This is a genomic window from Citrobacter sp. CF971 (assembly GCF_006385635.1).
Lineage (GTDB): Bacteria > Pseudomonadota > Gammaproteobacteria > Enterobacterales > Enterobacteriaceae > Citrobacter > Citrobacter freundii.
Window position 1 is genome coordinate 1,111,034 of the sequence record NZ_CP041051.1, and the last position, 22,938, is coordinate 1,133,971.

18 protein-coding genes, 1 tRNA gene and 1 pseudogene are annotated in these 22,938 nt (G+C 46.6%); 14 read left to right on the forward strand and 6 right to left on the reverse strand.

Features of this window, described 5'->3' with window-relative positions:
* Positions 1-58 precede the first annotated feature (58 nt).
* From proB to E6P06_RS08825, 14 genes are all read left to right on the forward strand, one after another.
* Positions 59-1,162, forward strand: coding sequence for a glutamate 5-kinase (gene proB / locus E6P06_RS08760; protein ID WP_003031373.1), 1,104 nt, complete (start codon positions 59-61; stop codon positions 1,160-1,162).
* 11 nt (positions 1,163-1,173) lie between these two features.
* The gene (gene proA / locus E6P06_RS08765) at positions 1,174-2,427 is read left to right on the forward strand and encodes a glutamate-5-semialdehyde dehydrogenase (RefSeq protein ID WP_003031370.1); all 1,254 of its coding nucleotides are present in this window, start codon (positions 1,174-1,176) and stop codon (positions 2,425-2,427) included.
* Positions 2,428-2,697: 270 nt separating this feature from the next.
* A complete protein-coding gene (locus E6P06_RS08770; protein ID WP_016149621.1) occupies positions 2,698-3,417 on the forward strand; it encodes a Crp/Fnr family transcriptional regulator in 720 nt (239 codons plus the stop codon).
* A gap of 595 nt (positions 3,418-4,012) precedes the next feature.
* Positions 4,013-4,600: a common pilus major fimbrillin subunit EcpA gene (locus E6P06_RS08775; protein ID WP_003031365.1), complete on the forward strand. Its 588-nt coding sequence runs from the start codon at positions 4,013-4,015 to the stop codon at positions 4,598-4,600.
* Positions 4,601-4,652: 52 nt separating this feature from the next.
* The gene (locus E6P06_RS08780) at positions 4,653-5,330 is read left to right on the forward strand and encodes a hypothetical protein (protein ID WP_139935127.1); all 678 of its coding nucleotides are present in this window, start codon (positions 4,653-4,655) and stop codon (positions 5,328-5,330) included.
* A 58-nt stretch (positions 5,331-5,388) separates the two neighbouring features.
* On the forward strand, positions 5,389-7,881 hold the full coding sequence (locus E6P06_RS08785; RefSeq protein ID WP_008324497.1) for a CS1-pili formation C-terminal domain-containing protein: 2,493 nt from the start codon (positions 5,389-5,391) through the stop codon (positions 7,879-7,881).
* A 4-nt stretch (positions 7,882-7,885) separates the two neighbouring features.
* Entirely contained in the window at positions 7,886-9,502 is a 1,617-nt protein-coding gene (locus E6P06_RS08790; protein ID WP_065945006.1) for a fimbrial protein, read from the forward strand.
* Positions 9,499-10,194, forward strand: a complete 696-nt coding sequence (locus E6P06_RS08795) for a fimbria/pilus periplasmic chaperone (RefSeq protein WP_003031358.1) — start codon at positions 9,499-9,501, stop codon at positions 10,192-10,194. Before E6P06_RS08790 ends, E6P06_RS08795 begins: the two co-directional genes overlap by 4 nt.
* A gap of 144 nt (positions 10,195-10,338) precedes the next feature.
* Complete coding sequence (locus tag E6P06_RS08800; protein WP_139935128.1) at positions 10,339-11,070, forward strand: winged helix-turn-helix domain-containing protein; 732 nt, start codon at positions 10,339-10,341, stop codon at positions 11,068-11,070.
* Complete coding sequence (locus E6P06_RS08805; protein WP_003838775.1) at positions 11,045-11,518, forward strand: hypothetical protein; 474 nt, start codon at positions 11,045-11,047, stop codon at positions 11,516-11,518. The genes E6P06_RS08800 and E6P06_RS08805 overlap by 26 nt, the downstream gene beginning before the upstream one ends.
* A 341-nt stretch (positions 11,519-11,859) precedes the next feature.
* Positions 11,860-13,308, forward strand: a complete 1,449-nt coding sequence (locus E6P06_RS08810) for an EAL domain-containing protein (protein WP_139935129.1) — start codon at positions 11,860-11,862, stop codon at positions 13,306-13,308.
* A gap of 191 nt (positions 13,309-13,499) precedes the next feature.
* Positions 13,500-13,964, forward strand: coding sequence for an isoprenylcysteine carboxylmethyltransferase family protein (locus E6P06_RS08815; protein ID WP_044702482.1), 465 nt, complete (start codon positions 13,500-13,502; stop codon positions 13,962-13,964).
* Between the two features lie 164 nt (positions 13,965-14,128).
* Positions 14,129-14,204: transfer RNA gene (locus E6P06_RS08820), tRNA-Thr, on the forward strand.
* Positions 14,205-14,581: 377 nt separating this feature from the next.
* Complete coding sequence (locus E6P06_RS08825; RefSeq protein ID WP_139935130.1) at positions 14,582-16,060, forward strand: hypothetical protein; 1,479 nt, start codon at positions 14,582-14,584, stop codon at positions 16,058-16,060.
* 165 nt (positions 16,061-16,225) lie between these two features.
* Here the strand turns inward: E6P06_RS08825 and E6P06_RS08830 are convergent, their stop codons facing one another.
* The 6 genes and pseudogenes from E6P06_RS08830 to E6P06_RS08855 form a co-directional block, all read right to left on the reverse strand.
* Complete coding sequence (locus E6P06_RS08830) at positions 16,226-17,407, reverse strand: MalY/PatB family protein (RefSeq protein ID WP_016149639.1); 1,182 nt, start codon at positions 17,405-17,407, stop codon at positions 16,226-16,228.
* A 12-nt stretch (positions 17,408-17,419) separates the two neighbouring features.
* Entirely contained in the window at positions 17,420-18,871 is a 1,452-nt protein-coding gene (gene nhaC, locus E6P06_RS08835) for a Na+/H+ antiporter NhaC (RefSeq protein ID WP_016149640.1), read from the reverse strand.
* A 153-nt stretch (positions 18,872-19,024) separates the two neighbouring features.
* Positions 19,025-19,867, reverse strand: a pseudogene (locus tag E6P06_RS08840) (substrate-binding domain-containing protein); the annotation flags it as partial.
* Positions 19,851-20,581, reverse strand: a protein-coding gene (locus E6P06_RS08845; protein ID WP_246862896.1) for an IS1-like element IS1A family transposase whose coding sequence is annotated in 2 segments (ribosomal slippage) — positions 19,851-20,332 and positions 20,332-20,581 — 732 coding nt in all. Because the reading frame shifts where the segments join, the coding sequence is not laid out codon by codon here. The gene E6P06_RS08845 and the pseudogene E6P06_RS08840, both read right to left, overlap by 17 nt.
* Before the next feature lie 50 nt (positions 20,582-20,631).
* Positions 20,632-21,279: a hypothetical protein gene (locus E6P06_RS08850; RefSeq protein ID WP_246862897.1), complete on the reverse strand. Its 648-nt coding sequence runs from the start codon at positions 21,277-21,279 to the stop codon at positions 20,632-20,634.
* A 6-nt stretch (positions 21,280-21,285) separates the two neighbouring features.
* Complete coding sequence (locus tag E6P06_RS08855) at positions 21,286-22,842, reverse strand: hypothetical protein (RefSeq protein ID WP_057101192.1); 1,557 nt, start codon at positions 22,840-22,842, stop codon at positions 21,286-21,288.
* Positions 22,843-22,938: the final 96 nt, after the last annotated feature.

The window sequence follows — 22,938 nt, forward strand, 5'->3', positions numbered from 1 at the left end:
AGTCCTGCTAAAACGTTCGTTTGATATCATTTTCCCCAATTTTGAATGGCAGAGAATCATGAGTGACAGCCAGACGCTGGTGGTAAAACTTGGCACCAGTGTGTTAACGGGCGGATCCCGCCGCCTGAACCGCGCCCACATCGTAGAACTGGTTCGCCAGTGCGCGCAGCTCCATGCCGCAGGGCATCGTATTGTTATTGTTACCTCAGGCGCGATTGCCGCCGGACGTGAGCATCTTGGTTACCCTGAACTCCCGGCAACGATAGCCTCGAAACAGCTGTTGGCAGCGGTAGGGCAGAGCCGACTGATTCAACTATGGGAACAGCTTTTCTCGATTTACGGTATTCATATCGGGCAGATGCTGCTGACGCGTGCGGATATGGAAGACAGAGAGCGCTTCCTCAATGCCCGCGATACGCTGCGCGCGCTGCTGGATAACAACATCGTTCCGGTCATTAATGAGAACGATGCGGTGGCGACCGCTGAAATTAAAGTGGGTGATAACGACAACCTCTCAGCGCTGGCGGCAATTCTGGCTGGAGCCGATAAGCTGTTGCTGTTGACCGATCAGCAGGGGCTGTTCACCGCCGATCCGCGCACCAATCCGCAGGCGGAGCTGATTAAAGACGTGCACGGTATTGATGATGCGCTGCGCGCCATTGCCGGAGACAGCGTCTCGGGTCTGGGAACCGGCGGCATGGGGACTAAACTGCAGGCCGCCGATGTCGCGTGCCGCGCTGGGATCGACACCATAATTGCCGCAGGCAGCAAACCGGGCGTCATTGGCGACGTGATGGAAGGCGTTTCCGTTGGGACGCGTTTTCATGCTCAGGCATCTCCACTGGAGAACCGTAAACGCTGGATCTTCGGCGCGCCGCCTGCCGGAGAAATTACTGTTGATGAGGGCGCTACCGCAGCGATTCTGGAACGCGGCAGCTCATTATTGCCAAAAGGCATTAAAAGCGTGACAGGCAACTTCTCTCGTGGTGAAGTGATCCGCATCTGCAATCTCGAAGGGCGCGATATTGCCCACGGCGTCACCCGCTATAACAGCGATGCGCTGCGCCGTATTGCCGGACATCACTCACAACAGATCGACACCATCCTGGGCTACGAATACGGCCCGGTCGCTGTCCATCGTGATGACATGATCACCCGTTAAGGAACAGGCATATGCTGGAAAAAATGGGCATTGCTGCCAAAGCCGCGTCATATAAGCTGGCGCTGCTCTCCAGTCGCGAAAAAAATCGCGTACTGGAAACCATTGCTGATGAGCTGGAAGCGCAAACCGAAAGCATCCTCAGCGCGAACGTACAAGATGTTGAGCAGGCGCGAGCCAATGGCCTGAGCGATGCGATGCTCGACCGCCTGGCCCTGACGCCAGCGCGTCTGAAAGCGATTGCTGACGATGTACGCCAGGTGTGTAATCTCGCCGACCCGGTCGGGCAGGTGATTGACGGTGGGCTGCTGGACAGCGGTCTGCGTCTGGAGCGTCGTCGCGTCCCGCTGGGCGTGATTGGCGTAATTTATGAAGCGCGCCCAAACGTCACCGTTGACGTTGCCTCCCTGTGCCTGAAAACCGGCAATGCCGCGATCCTGCGTGGTGGGAAAGAGACCTACCGGACGAACGCCGCCACCGTGGCGGTTATCCAAAAGGCGCTGGAAGCCTGCGGTTTACCCGCGGCTGCCGTACAGTCGATTGATAACCCGGACCGCGCACTGGTCGCTGAGATGCTACGGATGGATAAGTACATCGATATGCTGATCCCTCGCGGTGGCGCGGGCCTGCATAAGCTGTGTCGTGAGCAGTCGACTATCCCGGTCATCACCGGCGGCATTGGCGTATGTCATATCTATGTTGATGATACCGCGGAGATCGCCCCGGCCCTGAAGATTATCGTCAATGCCAAAACCCAGCGTCCGAGTACCTGCAACACCGTAGAAACTCTGCTGGTGCATCAGGATATCGCCGCGCGTTTTCTGCCAGCATTGAGCCAGCAGATGGCACAAAGCGGCGTAACTCTGCACGGAGACGAAATGGCGCTGGCTACATTGAAGGCTGGACCTGCTAATGTGGTTGCGGTGAAAGCTGAAGAGTATGACGACGAGTTTCTGTCGCTGGATTTGAACGTGAAAATCGTCACCAGTCTGGATGATGCCATCGCCCACATCCGCGAGCATGGTACCCAGCATTCCGATGCGATCCTGACGCGTACGCTACGCAACGCCGATCGTTTTGTGAATGAAGTCGATTCTTCAGCTGTGTACGTTAACGCCTCTACTCGTTTTACCGATGGCGGCCAGTTTGGACTGGGCGCGGAAGTGGCGGTAAGTACGCAAAAACTGCACGCGCGTGGCCCAATGGGGCTGGAAGCACTGACTACATACAAATGGGTTGGCTTCGGCGACGACACGATCCGTGCGTAATTGAAAACGGGCGATTCCATAATAGCACTCTGATTTTCAAGGCTATTAAGGCGTCGCCCTGTTAATTCTAACCTTCACTCCACTGCCACATTTTTCTATCCTGCGTTTTAACATCATCAGTCTGGTTTTGACCCATGCGTCCCTGTGCCAGAAAGGCGATGTATCACAGAATTTTCCCTGCCAGCATGAATTTTCCTGGTCTTCAGTTCATGTATTGTTCCCATGGCCCGATCTATTAGAATCAGTCTCATTTTTATGAGGAGTTGTTGCGTGAAATCGGATATTCACAAACATCGCATTCCTGTAGTGCCGCTCGGCAACCCGTTTCCCCCCCGCCATTGTTCGCTGTGTCCAAAGGGAGCGGCAATTGATCGTGATAATCAACACCGATTAATAGACAAAAGAAGAAGGTTTAAAGCAGGGGAGATACTCGCCCGGCAGGATGAAGCCGCAAACATGCTTTTTGTTATTCACGAGGGATACTGCAAGTCCAGCGTGGAATGCGGTGATAACGATTTTATCAGTCGATTTTATGTTCCGGGAGATATCATGGCGCTGGATGCTGTCGAAGGGGGGAAGTACCTGACAACGATTAAGGCGGCAACGGCTGCGGAGGTATGTCATATCGATATTGCGCGGTTGTTCAAAGTAGCAGAAAAGGATCCGTCGGTTGCTGCCGCAGTCATCAAGTTTCTCTGCAGGGACAATGGATTCATTGTTGAAAAACTGCGGCGCTATGCGAATAAACATGCTGAGGCCAGGATCGCTGCTTTTCTGGTGGAGTTTTACGAGATGCATTTACGTATTGGCAGGCCAGAAACGACGCTTCACTTGCCATTCTCCCGGGAGGAAATTGCCAGTTATCTCGACCTTAAAATTGAAACCGTTAGCCGGTCATTTAAATCCCTCGAACAACAAAATTTGATTACCCTACATCGGGTGCGAACGGTAACACTTAATAGTTATTTGGGATTAAAAGGTTTCAGCTAAATCTCTCCTGTTGAGCGTTATATAACTCTTGATATTCCAGGAATATTCTTTTTATATGGAAAATTCCTGGTTTTATTTATGTGAAATAATTATCAATTCGAATACTAATCCTCCAGCTTAGCGATTATTTTATAAGAATATTCCCCCTCATATGAATATTTCATGAGAATTTTCTTGTGAAGTTAAAGAATTAGCATAATTGCAACAAATAATAAGCATTATAGAGAAAATATGGAGGCGTTAATTATCTTTATGTTTTGTAAGGATTTTGCTTAGGTGGTATTTGTATGATCTTTTTGATATTTATCAAAAACATAAAAAAGATGAATTGTTTGGTATTGCTTATTTGTGTGGGTGATAATTCTGAAACAAGGCGCATTTCAAGTAATTCTGTCTTAGGAGACTTCTTAGATAAATTTTTTTGTGGGAAAATTCTTAGTTTTTTGTATTTTTTGCGTTTCAGGGTTTGTTGAGATGTTACTTAATTCAAATGATAATTTTTTGGCGCGGCAATTCTGGCTCGCAACTAATGGAACCGCTGGAGTGACTTAAAAATAAGACTCGGTGGTGAGTTTGTTCTTAGGAGAAGATAAAAATGAAAAAATTATTATTAGTAACCTCTCTGGCTTCTGTATTTGTTGCAGCAAATGCAATGGCAGACGTTACTGCTTCTGCAACTGCCTCGTGGGACGCGACGGCAACAAAAGATACCACCAGTATGTTGGTTGTCACCCCGCTGAACTCTTTGACTTTCCAGTATGCTGAAGGACTGAAAGCCTTCAACTCTCAGGACGGTGCTTTTGATGTGACTATTCAGGGTCAGGAAACGGCAACTGATTTTGAGCTGACTGCTCAGATCATTAGTAACACGCTGACCAACGCCAGTGGCGATGCGTCTACCCTGAACGTAGGGGTGGCATGGAATGGCACCGCGCTGACTAACTCATCAGATACTGTCCTGGTTAACTCCAGCTCGACTTCTGGTCTTGAAAGCCTGATGGCTGATGGCGCTTATAACGGTGCTGCTCGTGTCAGCGATCAATCCAACTTCAAATTCACCATCGCGTCAGCGACTTCTGATGGTAGCCAGGCAGTAACGGATTACTCTGCTCTGCCAGACGGCTATTGGACTGGCGATGTAAAAGTACAGTTTAATGCAACCTGGACGACTCCGTCTGCCTAAGTAATAAAAATTCGGGAGAATTTTTTCTCCCGAATTTATCAGGAATGGCGTCATGAAAAAATATTTACCGGCAGTGATGTTGGTAGGGTTAGTAGCATCTTTTCCCGGATGGGCAATTAATGTGGGTGAAATCACATCGATAATGACTTCTGCTGAGAGTTCATTATCGAAAGAAATTACTAATACAACTGATGCGGCGCGTTATGTCAGTGTTTCGGTAAAACAATTGTCATCACCTTTGGTGGGTGGAGTCGAAATAAAGCCTGTCAATTCCGGAGAGTTACTTTCTACACCTGCCAATCTTATTCTTCCTGGTCAGGCAAAGGATGTTTTCCGCTTCTTTTATAAAGGACCAGCAGATGATCTCGAACGTTATTATCGTCTGCAATGGATAGATGAGCCGGTCACCGAGAGCGCGGAAACCCGGGCGAATAAAATGGCGGTAGCAACAGCGTCGGCAGAAATTGGCACTATTCTGGTGGTCGCGCCGCGAAAAGAACGTTTTGAATATAGCCGAAATGGCGATGTTATTACCAATACTGGCAATGTTTCGTTTCGTGTGATCGCCTATGGCGCCTGTAAGGATAAGGCTCGCGATCAGGGACGAGGTTGTCGCGAACGCTATTACATTATGCCAGGTACAAAAATAAAACTGCAGTTCACCGACATTAGTAATAGCCGCTCACGCATTGGTATCTGGCACGGTAAGCAGTTTATTACAGTGAAGTGATGGTCAATAGCAGCCATCTGTACGGGATAAATAAAAATACCGGATTGTAAGGATGCATATGACAACAAAATATATTGTCGGCGGTAGCATTTGTCTTTTTCTTGCGCTGACACCAGGAACTTCACATGCAGCCCCAGTAAAAGTGGGTAATTACGTTATTCCCAGCGCTTTCGCCCGTTCACTGGAGCAGGGAATGACGGTGCCGGTATATATTCGTTACAACGAGACTGACGAGAAAAGTCAGCAAAAAATTGCCGATGCGATGATTTCGCTTGTTGATGGCAATATTACAGTTAAAGCCCTGACTCTTGCTGAATTGCCTAATAATGCCGTGTTATCTGGAAAAACTCGTGCGTTGGTAGAAAAAATTCGTGATGTGAAATTTCACGATAACACCAATATCGAGCTATCGGACAATGCACGCCTGCAACTCAACGTCTCTTCATTTCACCTGGAGATGATAGTCAGCAAAGATGCGTTAACTGAAGCGATTGTCGCACGCAGTAGCCTGCTTGGACCTTCCAGCGTGGAGTCTCTCTCTAACGTCCTGAACTATAACTTTGGTACCTACTACAACGATTATCATAATGGCAGCAGTACCCGCAGCTATCTGACGGTGGACAATACAACATCGCTGCGTGAGCACCATATCAATATTAACGGTTCGTTTTACGGCATCGGCGACAGCAACGGCACCAGTAAACTCTATCGTGCGATGTATGAGCGTGATTATGACGGGTATCGACTGGCGCTCGGGATGCTCGACACCTGGAACGTGCAGTCTATTGCTAGTTTGAATGCGTTGAATGGTGGGAAAATTTACGGTGTGAGCTACGGAAACAAAGGAAGTACGGTTGTTGAGAATACCGCGCTTTCACTCACGCCGATTACCGTATTTTTGCCAGCCGCTGGCGAGGTTCATGTCTTCCGTGATGGGCGTTTGCTCAGCGTGCAGAACTTTAATATGGGCAGCTATGAAATTGATACCAGTCGCTTTCCGTATGGTGTTTATGACGTCACGGTAGATATCGTGGTCAATGGCCGGACAATTAATAGTCGTATTAGCAGGGTTAATAAAATCTTTGCCCGCCAACAAGCCGCCGGGATTGATCAGCTTTCGTGGCAACTGTTTGGTGGCTCACTGGATTATGACCGTGTGAGTTACAAGCGAAATCATTATCAAGATTTGGGCAACGAGCAGACCTGGATTGCCGGGGGGGCCGCATCGGTGACGCTGGCGATATTGTCGGGGCTGGGCCTGAAATCCACGCTCTACGGTTTTGACAACAATGCGGTTAATGAAACGGATGTCACGCTCAATGTGAATGAATACGTAAGTATTGGCAATCAGACGCTAGTGGCGAACGATTCGTCATGGCGAAATATCAGTAACATCAACCTTAATGTCCCTGAGGGATACGGTTCCCTATGGGCATCTCGTGAAGACAGTAAAATTGGCGATCGTCTGCCTTTACAGGAGCGTGATAATTATTCCATTGGCGGGACTCTTAACCTCGGAAAGTTTATTCCTCATGGCGGCTCGCTCACCGTGAGTCAGACGGAGAATCGCTACTCGGGAAATAAATATCGTAATCTGGACTACAGCACGACCCTTTATTCAGGCAGGTATGCCACGGTTGGGTTGCGTGCAGGTATTCAGCGTTATTACTACAACAATCGGAATGACGATGGGCGACAGGAACGTTATGTCAGTCTGGATTTATCATTGCCGTTGGCGACCTGGTTGAGCATGGGCGTCTCCCGGGATCGTTATGGCAGTACTCAGGGTAATCTCAGCGCGCGTAAGCAGTATGCTGAGGGCCCGATTAAATCGGTCGGATTGTCGGCATCAACGCGTCTGAGTGGCGAACAGTATTACGACAATAATTATTCGGTAAACGGCAATTTGAGTTATGACACGAAATATAACGCCGGCACCGTATCGGTAACGCGTTCTGCTGACAACTCCACCAATATGAACTTCTCTTCCCAAGGTTCTCTGGCGTGGGCAGGTAAAGATTTTGGCCTGAGTAAAGAGCGGCAGCGGTCCGGCATCATTGTGAAAACAGATTTGACCGGTGAAGGGAAACTGGCTGCGAAGATTAATAACCGCAATTATCTTCTCAGCGGTAAATCAAATTTCATTGCACTGCCGCCCTATGCTCAGTACAAGCTGGAAATCCTCAATGATAAAAACTCTGAGGACAGCTTCGATATTGTTTCAGGACGCAAACAGGAGCTGACGCTATATCCGGGTAACGTGGGTGTTATCAACCCTGAAGTGAAAAGCATGGTCACCGTATTCGGGCGCATTCGTTATCCCGATGGACAATTGGCTGCAAATACCGATATCCATAACCACATCGGTAAAACGCGTACGGATGAAAAGGGTGAGTTTGCTATCGATATCGATAAAAAGTATCCGGTCATCACGTTAATTTCAGCCAATGGCAGCATATGCGAAGCCGATCTTGATTTGGAAAAAGCACGCGGCGCAGCGTGGGTTGGCGATGTGAAATGTGCAACGCAAACCACGATGGCGCAGAGGTAATAAAATGAAAGTATTAATTAAATTAGCTACTGTAATCTGTGCCGTAGGGAGTTTTTCACCTGTGCCTGCTTTGGCGTTGAATGCAATCTCTTCCGGCTCAGTCAGCAATAACTATTTGTTTATCGAAAATGCCATTGATAGTGAATATTTTATTACCCCATCGGCACTTGATCCGCGTTTCAGCGGGTCAAACACGTGGATAAAATACGGTACCTCTCAGGTGAGTCTCGGGTATTTAGGTTTTGTCGGCTGGACTGCGCCTGGAAATTATTATCAGGACATGTGGATTGATAACTCCCCGATTAACGGGCCTTTCCGGGGAATCCGTTGTTATAGTGGCACCCAATGCCCATCAACCGGGTTTATTGCCGGATTGGGCACTGACAAAAACGGTTTTTATCATGCGCAGGTCGGCTCTGTCGCAGGCGTTATTGGTGGCGCCTACGGATTCGCTTCCCTGACCGATACTGCTTATGAGTACTTTCGCAATGTGCCTACCGGTAGCAGCGAAACCTACGTGTTCAACCGCTGTTATACTTCTGTAAATTATGATTATTCTTCCGGGCAACGGTGCAAAGACCAATCGACAGGATCATGGAATTACGTCAATTACACGTTAACTAAACGCGGTCATCTGTCACTTGTCTCGACTAACGCATTTCAGGAGCTTTGGGTTGCCAGCGACGGTACGCCGAGCATCACCAAAGACTCTGGTTATTGCGAACTTGGCGTGGTAGGCGGTACTGACGGTGTGATTTGCAAAATGGTGAGTTATAACCTGCAACAAACGGCCAATCTGACCGCCTCCTTGACGTTTCGCGCTTTTGTCGATACGGCGATGCTTGGTTTTACGCCCGGAGCGGCCACCGTGAGATACTCCGGAAATGGTTCAAACTGGTATAACTATGGTACTTCAACTGCTTATTACAACGTTTTTACGACCTCCGGAGAATACATTTATATTTTTCTGTCAAAAGCATTTTTGAAGAATCTTGTCGATTCAGGGATCAGCATTACTAACAGTCAGCCCTTTACCTTCGGCTTTTATAATGGCTTAACACCAGAGTCAGGACACTACCAGTTTACCCCTTCGCTACAGCTCAATATTGTGCCGAAGGAGTATGGGATCAGTATCGTCTCTTCGGACAACACAGCTTCTGCGAGCGGTAGTGGCACGATTGGCGATGCCGCTCCTATAGAAATGGAGTACACCGTAACCGTCTCAGGCCCCCGTCAGGCAGACAGTATCACCGCGCAAGTTATTGGGGAAAGTACGACGATAAACAGTGTCCCTTACTGTCTGTTTACGTCTGCGCAAGGCGGGCTGTCCGTCCCCATTCCCGCTTTTCTGCAGTACAACAGTCAGTCGGGGGGCGTGGTGCAAAAACGAAATAGCTGCAGTGAAGCGGCAGTCAGTATGAGAGATGCGCAGTGGCAACAGACGCCCTGGGACGCAAATAACAATGACGATGGAAGCTATTATGCTACTGATTTGAAATTGCTTTTCCCAATGAATGATTCGCGTTCGATGTTAACCGTTTCCGGCGTTGACTGGGAAGGTGTCGTCAGCGCCAGTGGAGAGATAAAAGTCACGGCGAATTGGGTGGGAGTGACGCCATGAACCGCCGTCGTCTGGCGCTTAGATGGGTATTTATTCTACTTTCCGGTCTGACAGCATTCTCTACACAGGCAGTCTACCTGGAGTCGACCATTTATGAGATGCCATCGGATAAAGCATTTATCAGTAAACGAATCTATAACGATAGCCAGAAACAGAATTTATACAGTATCGGCGCAGTAAAAATTGATAAGCCGGGACCGGGAGGTGAAAACAGAAGTGCTATTGCTGAAGGCGAACTTCTGTTTACTCCGCTGAATTTTTCACTGGCTCCGCAGGCGAGTGAGTTTTTTAAGATTTTCTACCGCGGGCCGCAGGATGATAAAGAACGCTATTACCGAATTCTGTTTCGTGAAATGCCGATCACGCTGTTTACCGAACGTAATCAAGGGAAAGGCGGGCAGGCTCTCCCGGTGATCGCTATGGACACCATATTGGTTGTTCGCCCGAGAAACATAAATCTGGCCTACACCATCGATGAGGCTAACGGAACACTGAAAAACACTGGGAATACTTTTTTTAAAATCATCGTACACCAAGGGTGCAATTCAACCGATGATGAAGCCACCATGCGTTATGTGTTGCCGGGTGAAACCTGGCGTAGTAGTGAGCTCAAAACAAAAAACCGAAAGTTTATCGTAGCGTTGCAGAAATACATCCCAGTAGGTCAGGGGTGCTTCAAACTCAATCAATAGTAAGCATTGAGTCTGATCCGATATGTCATGGTTAGATATCGAACCTATACTGTAACTATCTTTATACAATGCAGTATTCAGCTCAGCACAGATGAAACTTTGGTCATTTGTACTCCATGTCACGGTATTCAAGAGTCAGGTAGTATGAAAAGTATAATTAATGATCAGGTTGAGTACGATTCCACCAGAAAAAGCCTGCAACATCGCGATACTACAATAATCCTTTCGGCATCTACAGCGAGACTACTTGAGCTATTCATTGCCCATAAAAATCAACAACTCCATCGTGAGTTTATCATTGAAGAAGTATGGAAAAAGTATGGCATGGCCCCATCGGGTCATAGCCTTAATAAAAGTATCAGTATATTGCGAAAAGCATTTAGTGAGTTGGGGGCCGATAATCCCATTGAAACATTGCCCCGGCAGGGATTTTTGTTCCATGCTTCGGTCAATGATGAACAGTCATCTTTCAGTGGAGATGTACCTGTTCGTTCGGTAACAGAAACGGTGAACTCACCCGCAACACCGAAACGCAAAAATATTGTTCTATTCATTTTATTGTTTGCCTTTCTTGGGAGCTCTGTTTTGATATTGCCAGCTCTTAATTCAGGTGCCACGAATTTTATCTATATCAGGGCAATAGGTGATTGTGAACTTTATACTGCCGATGACAATAATGCTGATAAAACGAAAGCGTTTTTATCTTCTGATATGTGGCGAAAAATAAATGCGACTTGTCATGATGGCAAGAAAACAATTGTTTTTTATGATGATAATAATTTATCGGCAGGTAATGATCTTAAAGAGAATTTTTTGGGGATATGTACGCTGGATAAAGGAGGGGCTGCCCGTGAATGCGAAAATTATCTTTATTAGCGGGGCGATCTTTCTTGCGGTGATAACAGCATACTTTTTTTATCGCCATCAAGAACCTGAGACGCTGACCTGCTCTGCCAAGAATTACCTGCATCTGGAGGCGCAAACTCAGGGCGTAAAAATTGAAGGTGAAGTTCTGTTGGTTTTTCGTATTTCTTCCGCTACCGAAGGGCGGGTATCCCAGATAGGGAGCCTTAATATTCAGGGTAAGCACTATGCTGTAGATCGTAATGTTGTCCTGAATTTTATTGGCAAAGACCGTGACGGATATCTGCAGACTCGTCGCTTGGCTATTGTCAAAAATAAAAATGACAATGTTCCCGATGACATTACCGAACTGCTTATGTCTCAACAGGATATTTTCTATTATAAGGTCATCCGTATCGCAGGAAATGTCTATGCAATAAGAGATCTGCGACGTACGCTCATGGTTTGTCGGGCAGCATAAATCAAGGTAATGTGTTAGTATTTTGATTTTTGTGGTTGTATATTTTGTCGTTGCTTGCATTCGTGGTTTTTTGTTTTGTCTTGTAGTGAAAATGAGTAAAAGGATTTGTACTGATGAAAATTAGGGATTTTCCTTTTTTGATATTTAAAATGGATTTACCATTTAATGGGAATACGCATATGGATAATTGTGATTATAAACTCTGAAATTACGTGATATGGCTTATGGATAAAGTTAATTCACGAACCGCCTTATAATTACTGGAGGCTGAAGGTGTTGTATATTCTCTCGTGTATATAACGAGGGACCTGCTATGCCATAAATTTAAGTTGGTGGTAACTATGAATACGAAAAAGGTTTTTCTGCTCAGTTATGATATTTTTCTTTTCTCAGGGATAAAAGCGTGGCTGCCAAATCTGGTACTGGTTGATGCGCGATCATTTATTTCTGGTACACAGTCAGTTATTCCACGATACCCGTCCTGTTTGCTGGTGATCGATAACCGGTTACCATTGCTACTGGTCAGGAAATGGTTTCAGAGAAATAGCACGCAGTTTATCAACATCAACTGTATTGTTCTTCGGATGAATGAAACTCGTTCTGTTAATCGAGGATACGAGGAGTATGCTTTCATTAATGGACGAGAATTATCTGATCAATTGATTTCTCAGCTAAGAGCCAATTTAATGGCACCCAATGAGGTTGTGGAAGTCACTAAAGGTTCGACGATTTTTAATTTTCATTTGACTGAATTTGAAGAGGAAATGTTGTATTCATCATTCACAAAAGAAAAATTGCACGACTTTTGTATTGCTAACTCACTAACAACTAAGTCAGTTTATCGATATCGGGAGCGGATAACCGCTCGTCTGGGATTTTCTCATTTTAATGAAACTATCATTTTTTTAACCAGGAATAATTTATTGCATGAAGGCTACCCGACAAACAGTCATTCTGGTGAGAATGTAATTTATGGCGATGCATATGATGTTTCAGATTCTGGCCGACTGAGTATGGCAATAAGGAATGAAGAAATCATTCCTTATTTTCAGCCCATCGTAAATATCCATGGGGACGTCTGTGGTGTTGAGGTTTTGGCTCGGTGGCCACAGGGCCATAATTATGCGATTTCTCAGCGTGAGTTTATACCTCTGGCTGAAAAAAGTGGCTTAATGAATGAGTTAACGAGCTATTTAATGACCACCGTCGCGCGTAATCTGGTCGACGGAAGCGAGGATATTAATAAAACGCTATTCGTCTCCTTTAATGTCAGTCCATCAGGTTTAAGTAATCCTGTTTTTTATTGGGAATGCCTTAACTTTATGGAGATAACGCAAAGACTACCGATAAAATTAATGATTGAAATAACCGAAAATCAGACTCTAACTATCACTCCAGCTCTCAAAGAGCTGATACGATCGTTGCGAAACAGAGGGGTGCTGTTTGCTTTAGATGATTTTGGAACGGGATACGCTAATCTCTGCTATCTCAATGAGTTAGACCTGGATGTAATCAAAATTGATAAAACGTTCATCAAGGCTATTAAAGAAGTTGAGCAACATATCCCTATGCTCGAGTCAATCATTCATCTTTCCGGACTCCTGGGGTTACGCATGGTGGCGGAAGGCGTTGAATATGGCTATCAGCAGCAATGGTTGCGGAAAAATAATGTGGATTACCTGCAGGGTTATCAATTTTTACCGCCAGTGATGTTTGATGATTTTATGCGTTTTTACAAGCAGTCTGTAGGGCTGTTTGAATCAGCGTCGGATTCAACTTTTTCAGCGTAAACCTGTCGGGAACATCAGGGGCGGATGCCTCTGGTGCCGGTTTTTTGCCGAGGTTAGTACTACAGATCCTGCCTGTCTGGTGAAGACGATAGCCAGTTCTGAGTGAAACATTGTTTGTTTATGTGTCTTTTACAAGGTATTTATAGCGGTATCAGCGTTAATCAAACCGCTTCCGAGGTTAGTCTATAGCCATGCGTCATTTCCTGACAAAATTAAGAGTCTGGCTTCCACCACCACTCATCTTAATATTATTCCTCATCGCGGACGCGTTGACGGCGATCCCGCGTTTCACATTTGGCGCGGCGACTATCGTAATAAGTGCATTGTTGGCTAGCGCCAGTTTGGCGATGATACTGCATACCGCGTGGCAGATGCGGAAGAAACGTACGACGCTAAACCCACTGCATGCAGAGAAATCGACCACGCTTGTTACTGGCGGATGTTATGCCTGGAGCCGCAATCCAATCTATCTTGGAATGAGTGGACTCCAGTTAGCTTTTGCTCTCTACGTCGGTAGCCTGATTGGAATATTGGCTGCACCACTGTTTATGCTGGCGGTTGCCAGATTGCACATTGATTTTGAAGAGGAACAACTGCGAAAACATTTCGGGCTGGAATGGAAACACTATGAGCAGCGTGTTCGCCGCTGGTTATAGCGTTCCCTTGCCGCGTACAGGATGCCTGTGACGACACGATTCGTGCGTAATTGAATCCGGATGATGCAAAAATAGGCGTTTGATTCGCAAGGCCATTGACGCGTCGCCCGGTTAGTTTTAACCTTCTACCCCGTGCTCACATTCGTGGACATGTCCTTTTCAGGGCCGATATAGCTCAGTTGGTAGAGCAGCGCATTCGTAATGCGAAGGTCGTAGGTTCGACTCCTATTATCGGCACCACCTTTTCTCGTAAAATCATCAAGTTACTATTGCAGTGTTTTGCTTTGTTCAGCACTAATGTGCATTTTGCGCGTTGCGGATGTGACAAAATGGAGGCAACTGATGATCAATATATTTGTTTCAATGAGTTGAACAATGCAACGTGGGAGTTTTGTAAGACGTGCAATCGCAGGTCCTCGCCATTCTGTGAGCGGAGATTTTAGCTCCGAATTACATGAAAACCACAATTTTACTTAGGGATGGGGTAATTTTACATGAATAAGAACATTTACCTAGAAAAAACAAGCGACTAACATAAACTTATTGGCAGAAATCCTTGTCATCTTGCGCTGTATTTTTTAATCTATCTTCAATATCTACCAGAAGATAGGCCCCTCATGAAATTCCAGGACATTGCTACTTTTTCCGGAAATATTCTCACCTTTTTGGGATTGCCAGCACTGATTTTTTTTAATTTTTCCTCTTTTTTGTTTTTTCTGAATGAATGGAAGATTCCTTTCATATGTGGTTCTGTTGTCATTCTAATAACTACATTAATTTATCATCGAAAAAAAAGACGTTATCCCAACAAGTCGAGTTGTTTCTCATTGCTTGTGTTGTTTTTTGCAATGGGTTGTGCGATTTTCTACCAACCATACCCTGAATTTGCACAGATAAGCATTTCTGGCTTCTATAATGAAAAAGATGGGGGGTGGAACAGTAGTAATACAGATGAAAATGCTTATGACATCACTCACCAGATGGAGGAGACGTGGAAAAGGGCCACATCTAAAGAGAATCCTTCATTCCAATTTGTGCCCCCGTTTGCGGTTGAGAACTGGCAATTTCCGACATTGTTTTTGACTCATCGTTCTAAACAGCAAATAATTAATTTGGCTGAAGCGAATTCTCGCTCAGTCGTAACGTTGGTAGGGTTTACACGTGATAATAAAATAGAGAAAATCCACTATGGTTTGAACGGGAAGTTGTTATCACCCAATGCGCATAGCATTAATTTAGAGAGTAGATGGTTTAATCAGATTTTTGATAAAATTATTTCGCAATCACAGTTAACTGATGCTCAAAAGCGAGAGATAATAGCTAAGATCCTCTTCATTGATATAAATGCCCGTACACTAAGTGCCCGAAAAGATGAAATGGACGCTATTGGTATGGCTAACCTGGTCGTTAAGATAAGGAGTGAGGTCATTGATTTAAAAGGGAGATATCCTTTTATAGACGATGAGCTCAACTTTTTGATGGCTGGTCTGACAGCTTCTTTCGTAGATGTTTATAGTGCAGAACTATCTGATGACGTCGCTGCTGGGTTTTTAGTGCAGGCACTCAGCTTTCATCCTTATTATCCTTATCCAGATAAGGAGAGTTTTCAACGCGCTTATGTCAAAAATAGTTATGATAAATGGAAACTAACTAATGACGCTGAAAATGATGTGACTTTATTGAGCCACCTGGCGCAGTTGACATCTTTTATCGAAGATACTAAGGAAAAAGAAAAGATCATTGATGACTTTAAAAATCAGGTTTTTCTTCAAAACCAATTGCCTACGATTTTTTATTCAATGTTAGAAATGATCAAAACCAGTAATTCACTGCTTGATATACCAGTTAAACAAATTCATGAAATTAAAGAAATAGAAGATTATACGGATAATTTTCTTTATCAACATCCTGGCATGGATGATGAATTCATTGAGTTAAAAAGCGCATTGTTATACGGTGTATGCCATACCTGGTATGTTAATCACAATCGAAAAAAAGATGCTTCAAGGTTATTGAGAAAATTCACAAATATTGTGGATAATAATCCTAATGTGTTGCATTTTTTAATAAAAATGAAACAAGAAGATAGTGAATGAAAATAATAGTGCCTGAATCCTCGTTTTAGCTTGTAATAGCAAAAACGCGCTTAGACGCCCCTGTCTGTTGGTGGCTAACTGGTACTATATCACTTGGTTTTTCATTAAAATGGCTGATAATATCGAGCGGCCCTGCGCCAGGGCCGATTCGTTTACTGAGCAGATTTAGCAAGATGTAAATGCAATACGCTTCAACCCCTCTACCGCTTTTTCGAGGTAGGCGCGTGGACATCCCATGTTCAGGCGGATAAAACCTTTTCCAGCAGGACCAAAGCTATTTCCCATTGAAGGCGCAATACCGGTAACATCAAGCATTACCCATTTGAGCTGCTCATCATCCAGTCCAAGCGCTTTGCAATCTATCCACAGTAGATAAGTTGCCTGGGAAGGAACAACCCGAGCCCACGGGAGATGTTCATCAATTTGTTGAATAAACCAGCGTCGATTTTCAGCCAGATAGCCAAGTAACTCGTCTAACCATGGTGCACCATGTTGCCATGCTGCCGTACTCGCTTCGACGGATAGCGCATTGAATACATCCAGCCCATGTGCATCCAGACGGTGTAAAAAGTGTTCACGCAATGCCGGTGCCGGTATCAGAAAATTAGCAATACGCAATGTCGACAAACCAAACGTTTTACTGGCTGAAGTGGCTGAAATTACACGCGAATGCCAGCGTTCTCCCAGATGCAGAACTGAAGTAAATTGTTCTCCAGGAAGCAATAAATCTGCCCATATTTCATCAGACAGCAACGTCACATCATAGGTTTCGCACAGCGTAAGTAGCTGTTCCAGCTCCTGTACAGACCAACAACGGCCGGTTGGATTATGCGGATTACATAAAATCATCAACGGTGGACGTTCAGTCCGGAATAACATTTCCAGGTGAGCAAAATCCATTTGATAACCGGTAGCCGGGTCCTCATACAACGGATTTTCCAGCAACTGTCTGCCGTTCAAAGAGATAATTTTAGCGAATGAGCCATAATAAGGCCCCTGAACGACTACGCCTTCACCGGGTTGGCTCAGCATTTGTACGAGTAGCGATAATCCCGGAACAACACCTTCAATACTGCAGATCCATTCTTGCTTGATTTCCAGCTGATGCCGGGTTGAGAGCCATGAGATTAATGAATCAAAGTAGCTTTGTGGCCGTTCGCTGTAACCAAAAATACCGTGCCCGACGCGGTGAGTTAAAGCCTCCTGAACAGCGGGCGGGCAAGTAAAGTCAAAATCAGACACCCACATTGGCAACAGTTGATGTGTATCCTCGCCGAAATATCGCGCCATAAAGTCCCATTTCAGCGAGGCGGTATCGTGGCGATCGATAATCTTATTAAAATCCATTACATGCTCTCCCTATTCTGTTGCCGTAATATTTTTTTCTGTTTCTGTCACTGATGGCGCCTTCGCAATACCGATTCCCGTGAAGCCGTAAATCAAGGCGAAGAAGATTGCGGCATAGCACTGAATCGCCCATGGCAATAAATCCAGTGTGCTCACTCCTAATGTTGTGGCCATATAAACTCCGGCGGCGGTCCATGGCAACAACGGCTCAATGACGGTGCCAGCGTCTTCAATTGTGCGGGACAGATTTTTGGTATCCAGTCCCATGCGGCGGTATGCGTCTTTAAATAATTCAGCTGGAACCAGAAGAGCCAGCTTGCCGTCGCTTGTCGCTCCGGTAACAAGAAGGGTGGTACCAATGGTTGCCGCAATTAACTGACCGACGCTGTGAATGACCGTCAGTAAGCGGTTAATGATAATGTTGAGTGCGCCCGTTAACGTTAAGGCACCGGCAAAAGAAAATGCGCAAAATACCAGAAGAATAGTGCTCATCATTGAGAACATTCCGCCACGGTTCAGCAGGCGCGGAACATCAGCAATAATGCCCTCACTCCCTTGCGGGAACATAGTAATGTTGAACCCATCTATAAAGGCATCCAGCCCCTGCTTGATGCTGAGTCCTTGCATGACAACGCCCAGAATCAGGGCTAATACGCATGCGCTCAGCATTAAAGGAATGACCGGCTTTTTACGAACCGCGCCCCACAACACAATAACCGGTGGCAAAATCAGAATGATATTGAAGTGGTATAGCGACTCCAGAGCGTTGACAATATCGGTAACCCGTTGCGGCGTGGCGACCTCGCCGAGCATATTGCTGTGGCCCGCAATAAGATAAACCACGGCAGCAAGCAGAAAGCTGGGAATAGTGGTCCACAATAAGTGCTGGATATGCTCGAAAAGGGTGGTATCTGCGACAATAGCCGCAAAGTTGGTGGAGTCTGACAGCGGCGATATCTTGTCACCGAAGTAAGCGCCAGAAACAACGGCACCTGCCGCTGCTGCCAATGAGACATCCAGTCCGGCGGCAACCCCCATCAGCGCTACGCCAACCGTTCCGGCGGAACCCCAGGAGGTTCCGGTACACACCGATACGACGCTGGTCAAAAAGAACGCAGCGATGAGAATGTATTCGGGGCTGATGAGTTTAAGTCCCCAGTACACCATGTAAGGGATGGTGCCGCTGAACATCCATGTACCAATCAGGCCGCCAACACAGATAAGAATCATGATAACCGGCATTGCTTTGGCGAGTTTATCCACCACCGAATTAATGATGTCTTCCCAGCAATACCCTTGCCACCAGGCCATGCCCGCGGCGACTGCAGCAGAACAAAGCAATAAAGGCTCAATACGTAGCCCCATGATGCCGTAGCCAATAATTAACAGCAGTAGCATGGCTAAAATAGGGATCACTGCCAGTCCAAATGAGAGTGCTTTTTTCTGATTTTGAGAGGCATTCATTCATGAATCTCCAGTCTGTAAGGTCGCTCAAGAGTAGAGAACACTCTTTTGTCTGACTGTGATCGTTCATTGGCCCTCATGTAAGCGATTACATGAGGGCGCTAAATTTGAAGTTGATCACAACTCAGGGGCTTGACGATTTACGCATTGATTTCAGAGAGAGGGGGGAAGAACAGAATCGCGGATCACCAGCTCTGCAGTGAAACTATTCACGCTGGGACGCTGAGTTGCGCCCTTAAAAAGCTGTATCGCCAGCTGCGAAGCGCAGCGAGCCATGCGCTCAACGGGATAATGCATTGTTGTGAGTGCTGGGTAGAGATAGCGGGCCATCACCACATCATCAAATCCAACGATCGAAAGCTGTTGAGGAAGTGTAATTCCCTGCTGATGGAGGATGCGCATAATCCCGGCGGCCATCACATCATTAAACGTCACCGCTGCGGTGAAAGGAATGCCGCAATTAAGCAGCTGATGTGCAGCGCGTTCGCCACCTTCTTCATTAAAGGGTACGCTAATCACCCAATTTTTATCTGGCGTAATACCATATTCAGCCAGCGCCTGGCGATAACCTTCCAGCCGCTCACGGCGATCGATAATCGGTAAGTCACTTGTCACGCAGGCAATACAACGGTGTCCTTGCTCCAGGAGATGTAGCGTGGCTGTTTTAGCTGCTTGACTATTTTCCAGCCACACGCAGCGATTGGCCATCCCGGCAATATAGCGATTTACGACCACCATGGCAGGAAAATGAGCGGCATATCGCAACAGTTCCTTTTCAGACAGTCTACTGGCATGGACCACAATAGCTTCGCAGCCCTGGTTTATCAGGAAATCGAGTCCTGATTTCTCCATTCCTTCATCGTGACCGCCGCTGCATACCATCAGCCGAAACTGCTGCTGGCGTGATACTTCTTCCACGCCTCGTGCAAGCCTGGCAAAAAAGGGATCGGCAAGATTGCCGGTCAATAACCCGAGCATGTCACCGCTGCGTTTCGCTGGTAATGACTCCAACTTGTTGATAGTGTTTTATGTTCAGATAATGCCCGATGACTTTGTCATGCAGCTCCACCGATTTTGAGAACGACAGCGACTTCCGTCCCAGCCGTGCCAGGTGCTGCCTCAGATTCAGGTTATGCCGCTCAATTCGCTGCGTATATCGCTTGCTGATTACGTGCAGCTTTCCCTTCAGGCGGGATTCATACAGCGGCCAGCCATCCGTCATCCATATCACCACGTCAAAGGGTGACAGCAGGCTCATAAGACGCCCCAGCGTCGCCATAGTGCGTTCACCGAATACGTGCGCAACAACCGTCTTCCGGAGCCTGTCATACGCGTAAAACAGCCAGCGCTGGCGCGATTTAGCCCCGACGTATCCCCACTGTTCGTCCATTTCCGCGCAGACGATGACGTCACTGCCCGGCTGTATGCGCGAGGTTACCGACTGCGGCCTGAGTTTTTTAAGTGACGTAAAATCGTGTTGAGGCCAACGCCCATAATGCGGGCAGTTGCCCGGCATCCAACGCCATTCATGGCCATATCAATGATTTTCTGGTGCGTACCGGGTTGAGAAGCGGTGTAAGTGAACTGCAGTTGCCATGTTTTACGGCAGTGAGAGCAGAGATAGCGCTGATGTCCGGCGGTGCTTTTGCCGTTACGCACCACCCCGTCAGTAGCTGAACAGGAGGGACAGCTGATAGAAACAGAAGCCACTGGAGCACCTCAAAAACACCATCATACACTAAATCAGTAAGTTGGCAGCATCACCGCTGGATAAGAGCCAACGCCTCGTCATTAATTTGTTCATGCTGTTGACGAACTACTGCTAATACTGATCGGATCTCTTCCTGGTTCAGTCCGCAACACGCAGTATGCAGACGCTGATGCATATTTTCCGGGACAAACAGATCAAGCATCTGGCAAAAACTGCTGAGCTGCTGGTTAATTTCCTCACCCTGGGGCAGTGACAGCGGGAGCAAGGTGATTTGCGACTCGATTTGTACTGGGATGTGCAAAGTTTCTGAAACAAGTACTACAGCCGTTTTGCTCCGGTGGTGGCGCTGAATGCGGTTGAGCAATTGCTTTAACCGTGCAACGGCGAGTGGCTGGTTTTCCAGTGCACTGCGGGCATCTTTAATGATGAGGAGTTTTCCGTCCAAATCGTCATCGAGCAGCGAAGGTAAACTTTCTGCTAGTTCGGTGGCCTGACTCTGCGTGTTCCGAGGCTGCTTGTTATGGAAATCAACCCAGCCATATCCAAGGTTCCACTCTTTGGGAGACAGTGTCAGTTCTGTACTTATTTCCTGCAATAGCGTATCAACTCGGCTTTCTTCGCCGGAGTGGATGTAAAGCCCTGGATATCCAGCGAGGATATGGGATTTTATCTTGGTCTTAAGTTCGAGCAGATTCATCAGTATTTACCAGAATGAGAAAAGGTTTGAGGCAAAGTTACTGATACCCCGGCTAAAGGACTTAATGACATGACTCGCATTTTCAGTAACACTGGCAATGACTTTGGCAGCTGTTTTGGCAACAACCTTGCCCGCGTTATAGACTATTTCACCAATTTGCCCACCCGCTATACCACCTGCGACACCGCCAACAAACCCTCCAACGGCTGTACCGACTGGACCAAATACGGTACCAATCGCTGCGCCCAACGTGGCCCCCTCCGTTGCACCAGCAATAGCCATTGTCGTGGTTATAGTGGTGTTACCGATGGCATCGAGTGCTTCCTCTCCAGTCAGTTCACCTTTGCCCAGTTTATAAAGTACCTTTGCATTCTGTATGCCCACGCAGACGATATTGGTAATTAGGCCCGCAGGTGTACTGCGTAAGGCTGCGCCAAGAAAGCCGTTCTTGACAGCGACTACGACCGCTCCGGAAACAGCAACCTGTATAGCTGTTTGCGTACCGGTACGCAGCGAGCTTTCGAAAAAATCGTTGAGGTCTTCACTAGTGGATGGATTTTCACGACCGTTCAGGCGATTCCAGGCACGCCTTGCAAGGATTCTGGTTCCCTGCATACCCACCGCAATACAGGCACCGAGCACAGCCTGTTTACCAATTTGCTTGGCAATATCAATACGATTAGTGTCATTCCAGTCGTACTGACGTGCTTCGGCATCTTGTTGAGCTTTTTTCTGTAATTCTTTTGCTTTCTCTTTAGAAAGTGGCTGAGAAGACACTCCGTCAGCTTCAATAACCTCTGTGCTGTTGACCACATCTGCGCCTTGCCCCTCGGGAACTAGCGCTTGTTGATCGTTATAGTCGCCCCGATTGAGCTGTGTATTTGTGGCGTTTGAGTCAGCACCATATTTCGACTGATATTTGCAGACCACATTGCCGTTGCCGTCAACAATCTCAATATCAACGGAGTTTAGCTCCTGTGAACCAACAACCCGTGCACGATACGGACTGCCTTTGGTGGTTGCATCGATATTAAATGTATCGACGTGATGCTGTTCCGCAACAAGACCATCTAGATTGGGGTTTTGGTTGATATTCCCGGCCAGCGTGGTGATTGTTTTGCGCGCATTTTCGTTAGCGTCTACCAAGGCGCTATCGATAAGGCTGGCGTATTGGCCTACGTGTACCGAACCGGAAACTGCTGCATTTTTTTCTATCTCGCCAGCCAACCAGGAGGCACGGCTACGACCTTTATCCATATGCTGCTGTAATGAATCGCGAGACTGATTAAAGGCTTCCGTAGACCGTATTATCTGCCGACGAGTGTTTAGTAACTCTTCTTCGTTTTTCCAGATCTGTGGATATTTACGAAATTCATCATCCAACCATTGCCCCAATGGCTGATCGCCGCGAGCCTGGCAGGAGGTTACGAAAGAGCTAATAATGGATGCGGTCTGCTCGGGAGCATTAATCTCCTCTACAACTTGCAATTCTACCTGTGTGATGGAGGAAAATTCATCATCGTTAATATTCTGAGCGAGATTATTATTTTGTTGTGTCATCATTTTTACCGTTAAATCTGCTGTGTGATATATCATCAAATGACTATGATAATTGACGCAAATGATATTAGCCGTAATGCTAAATGCAGACTAGCGCAG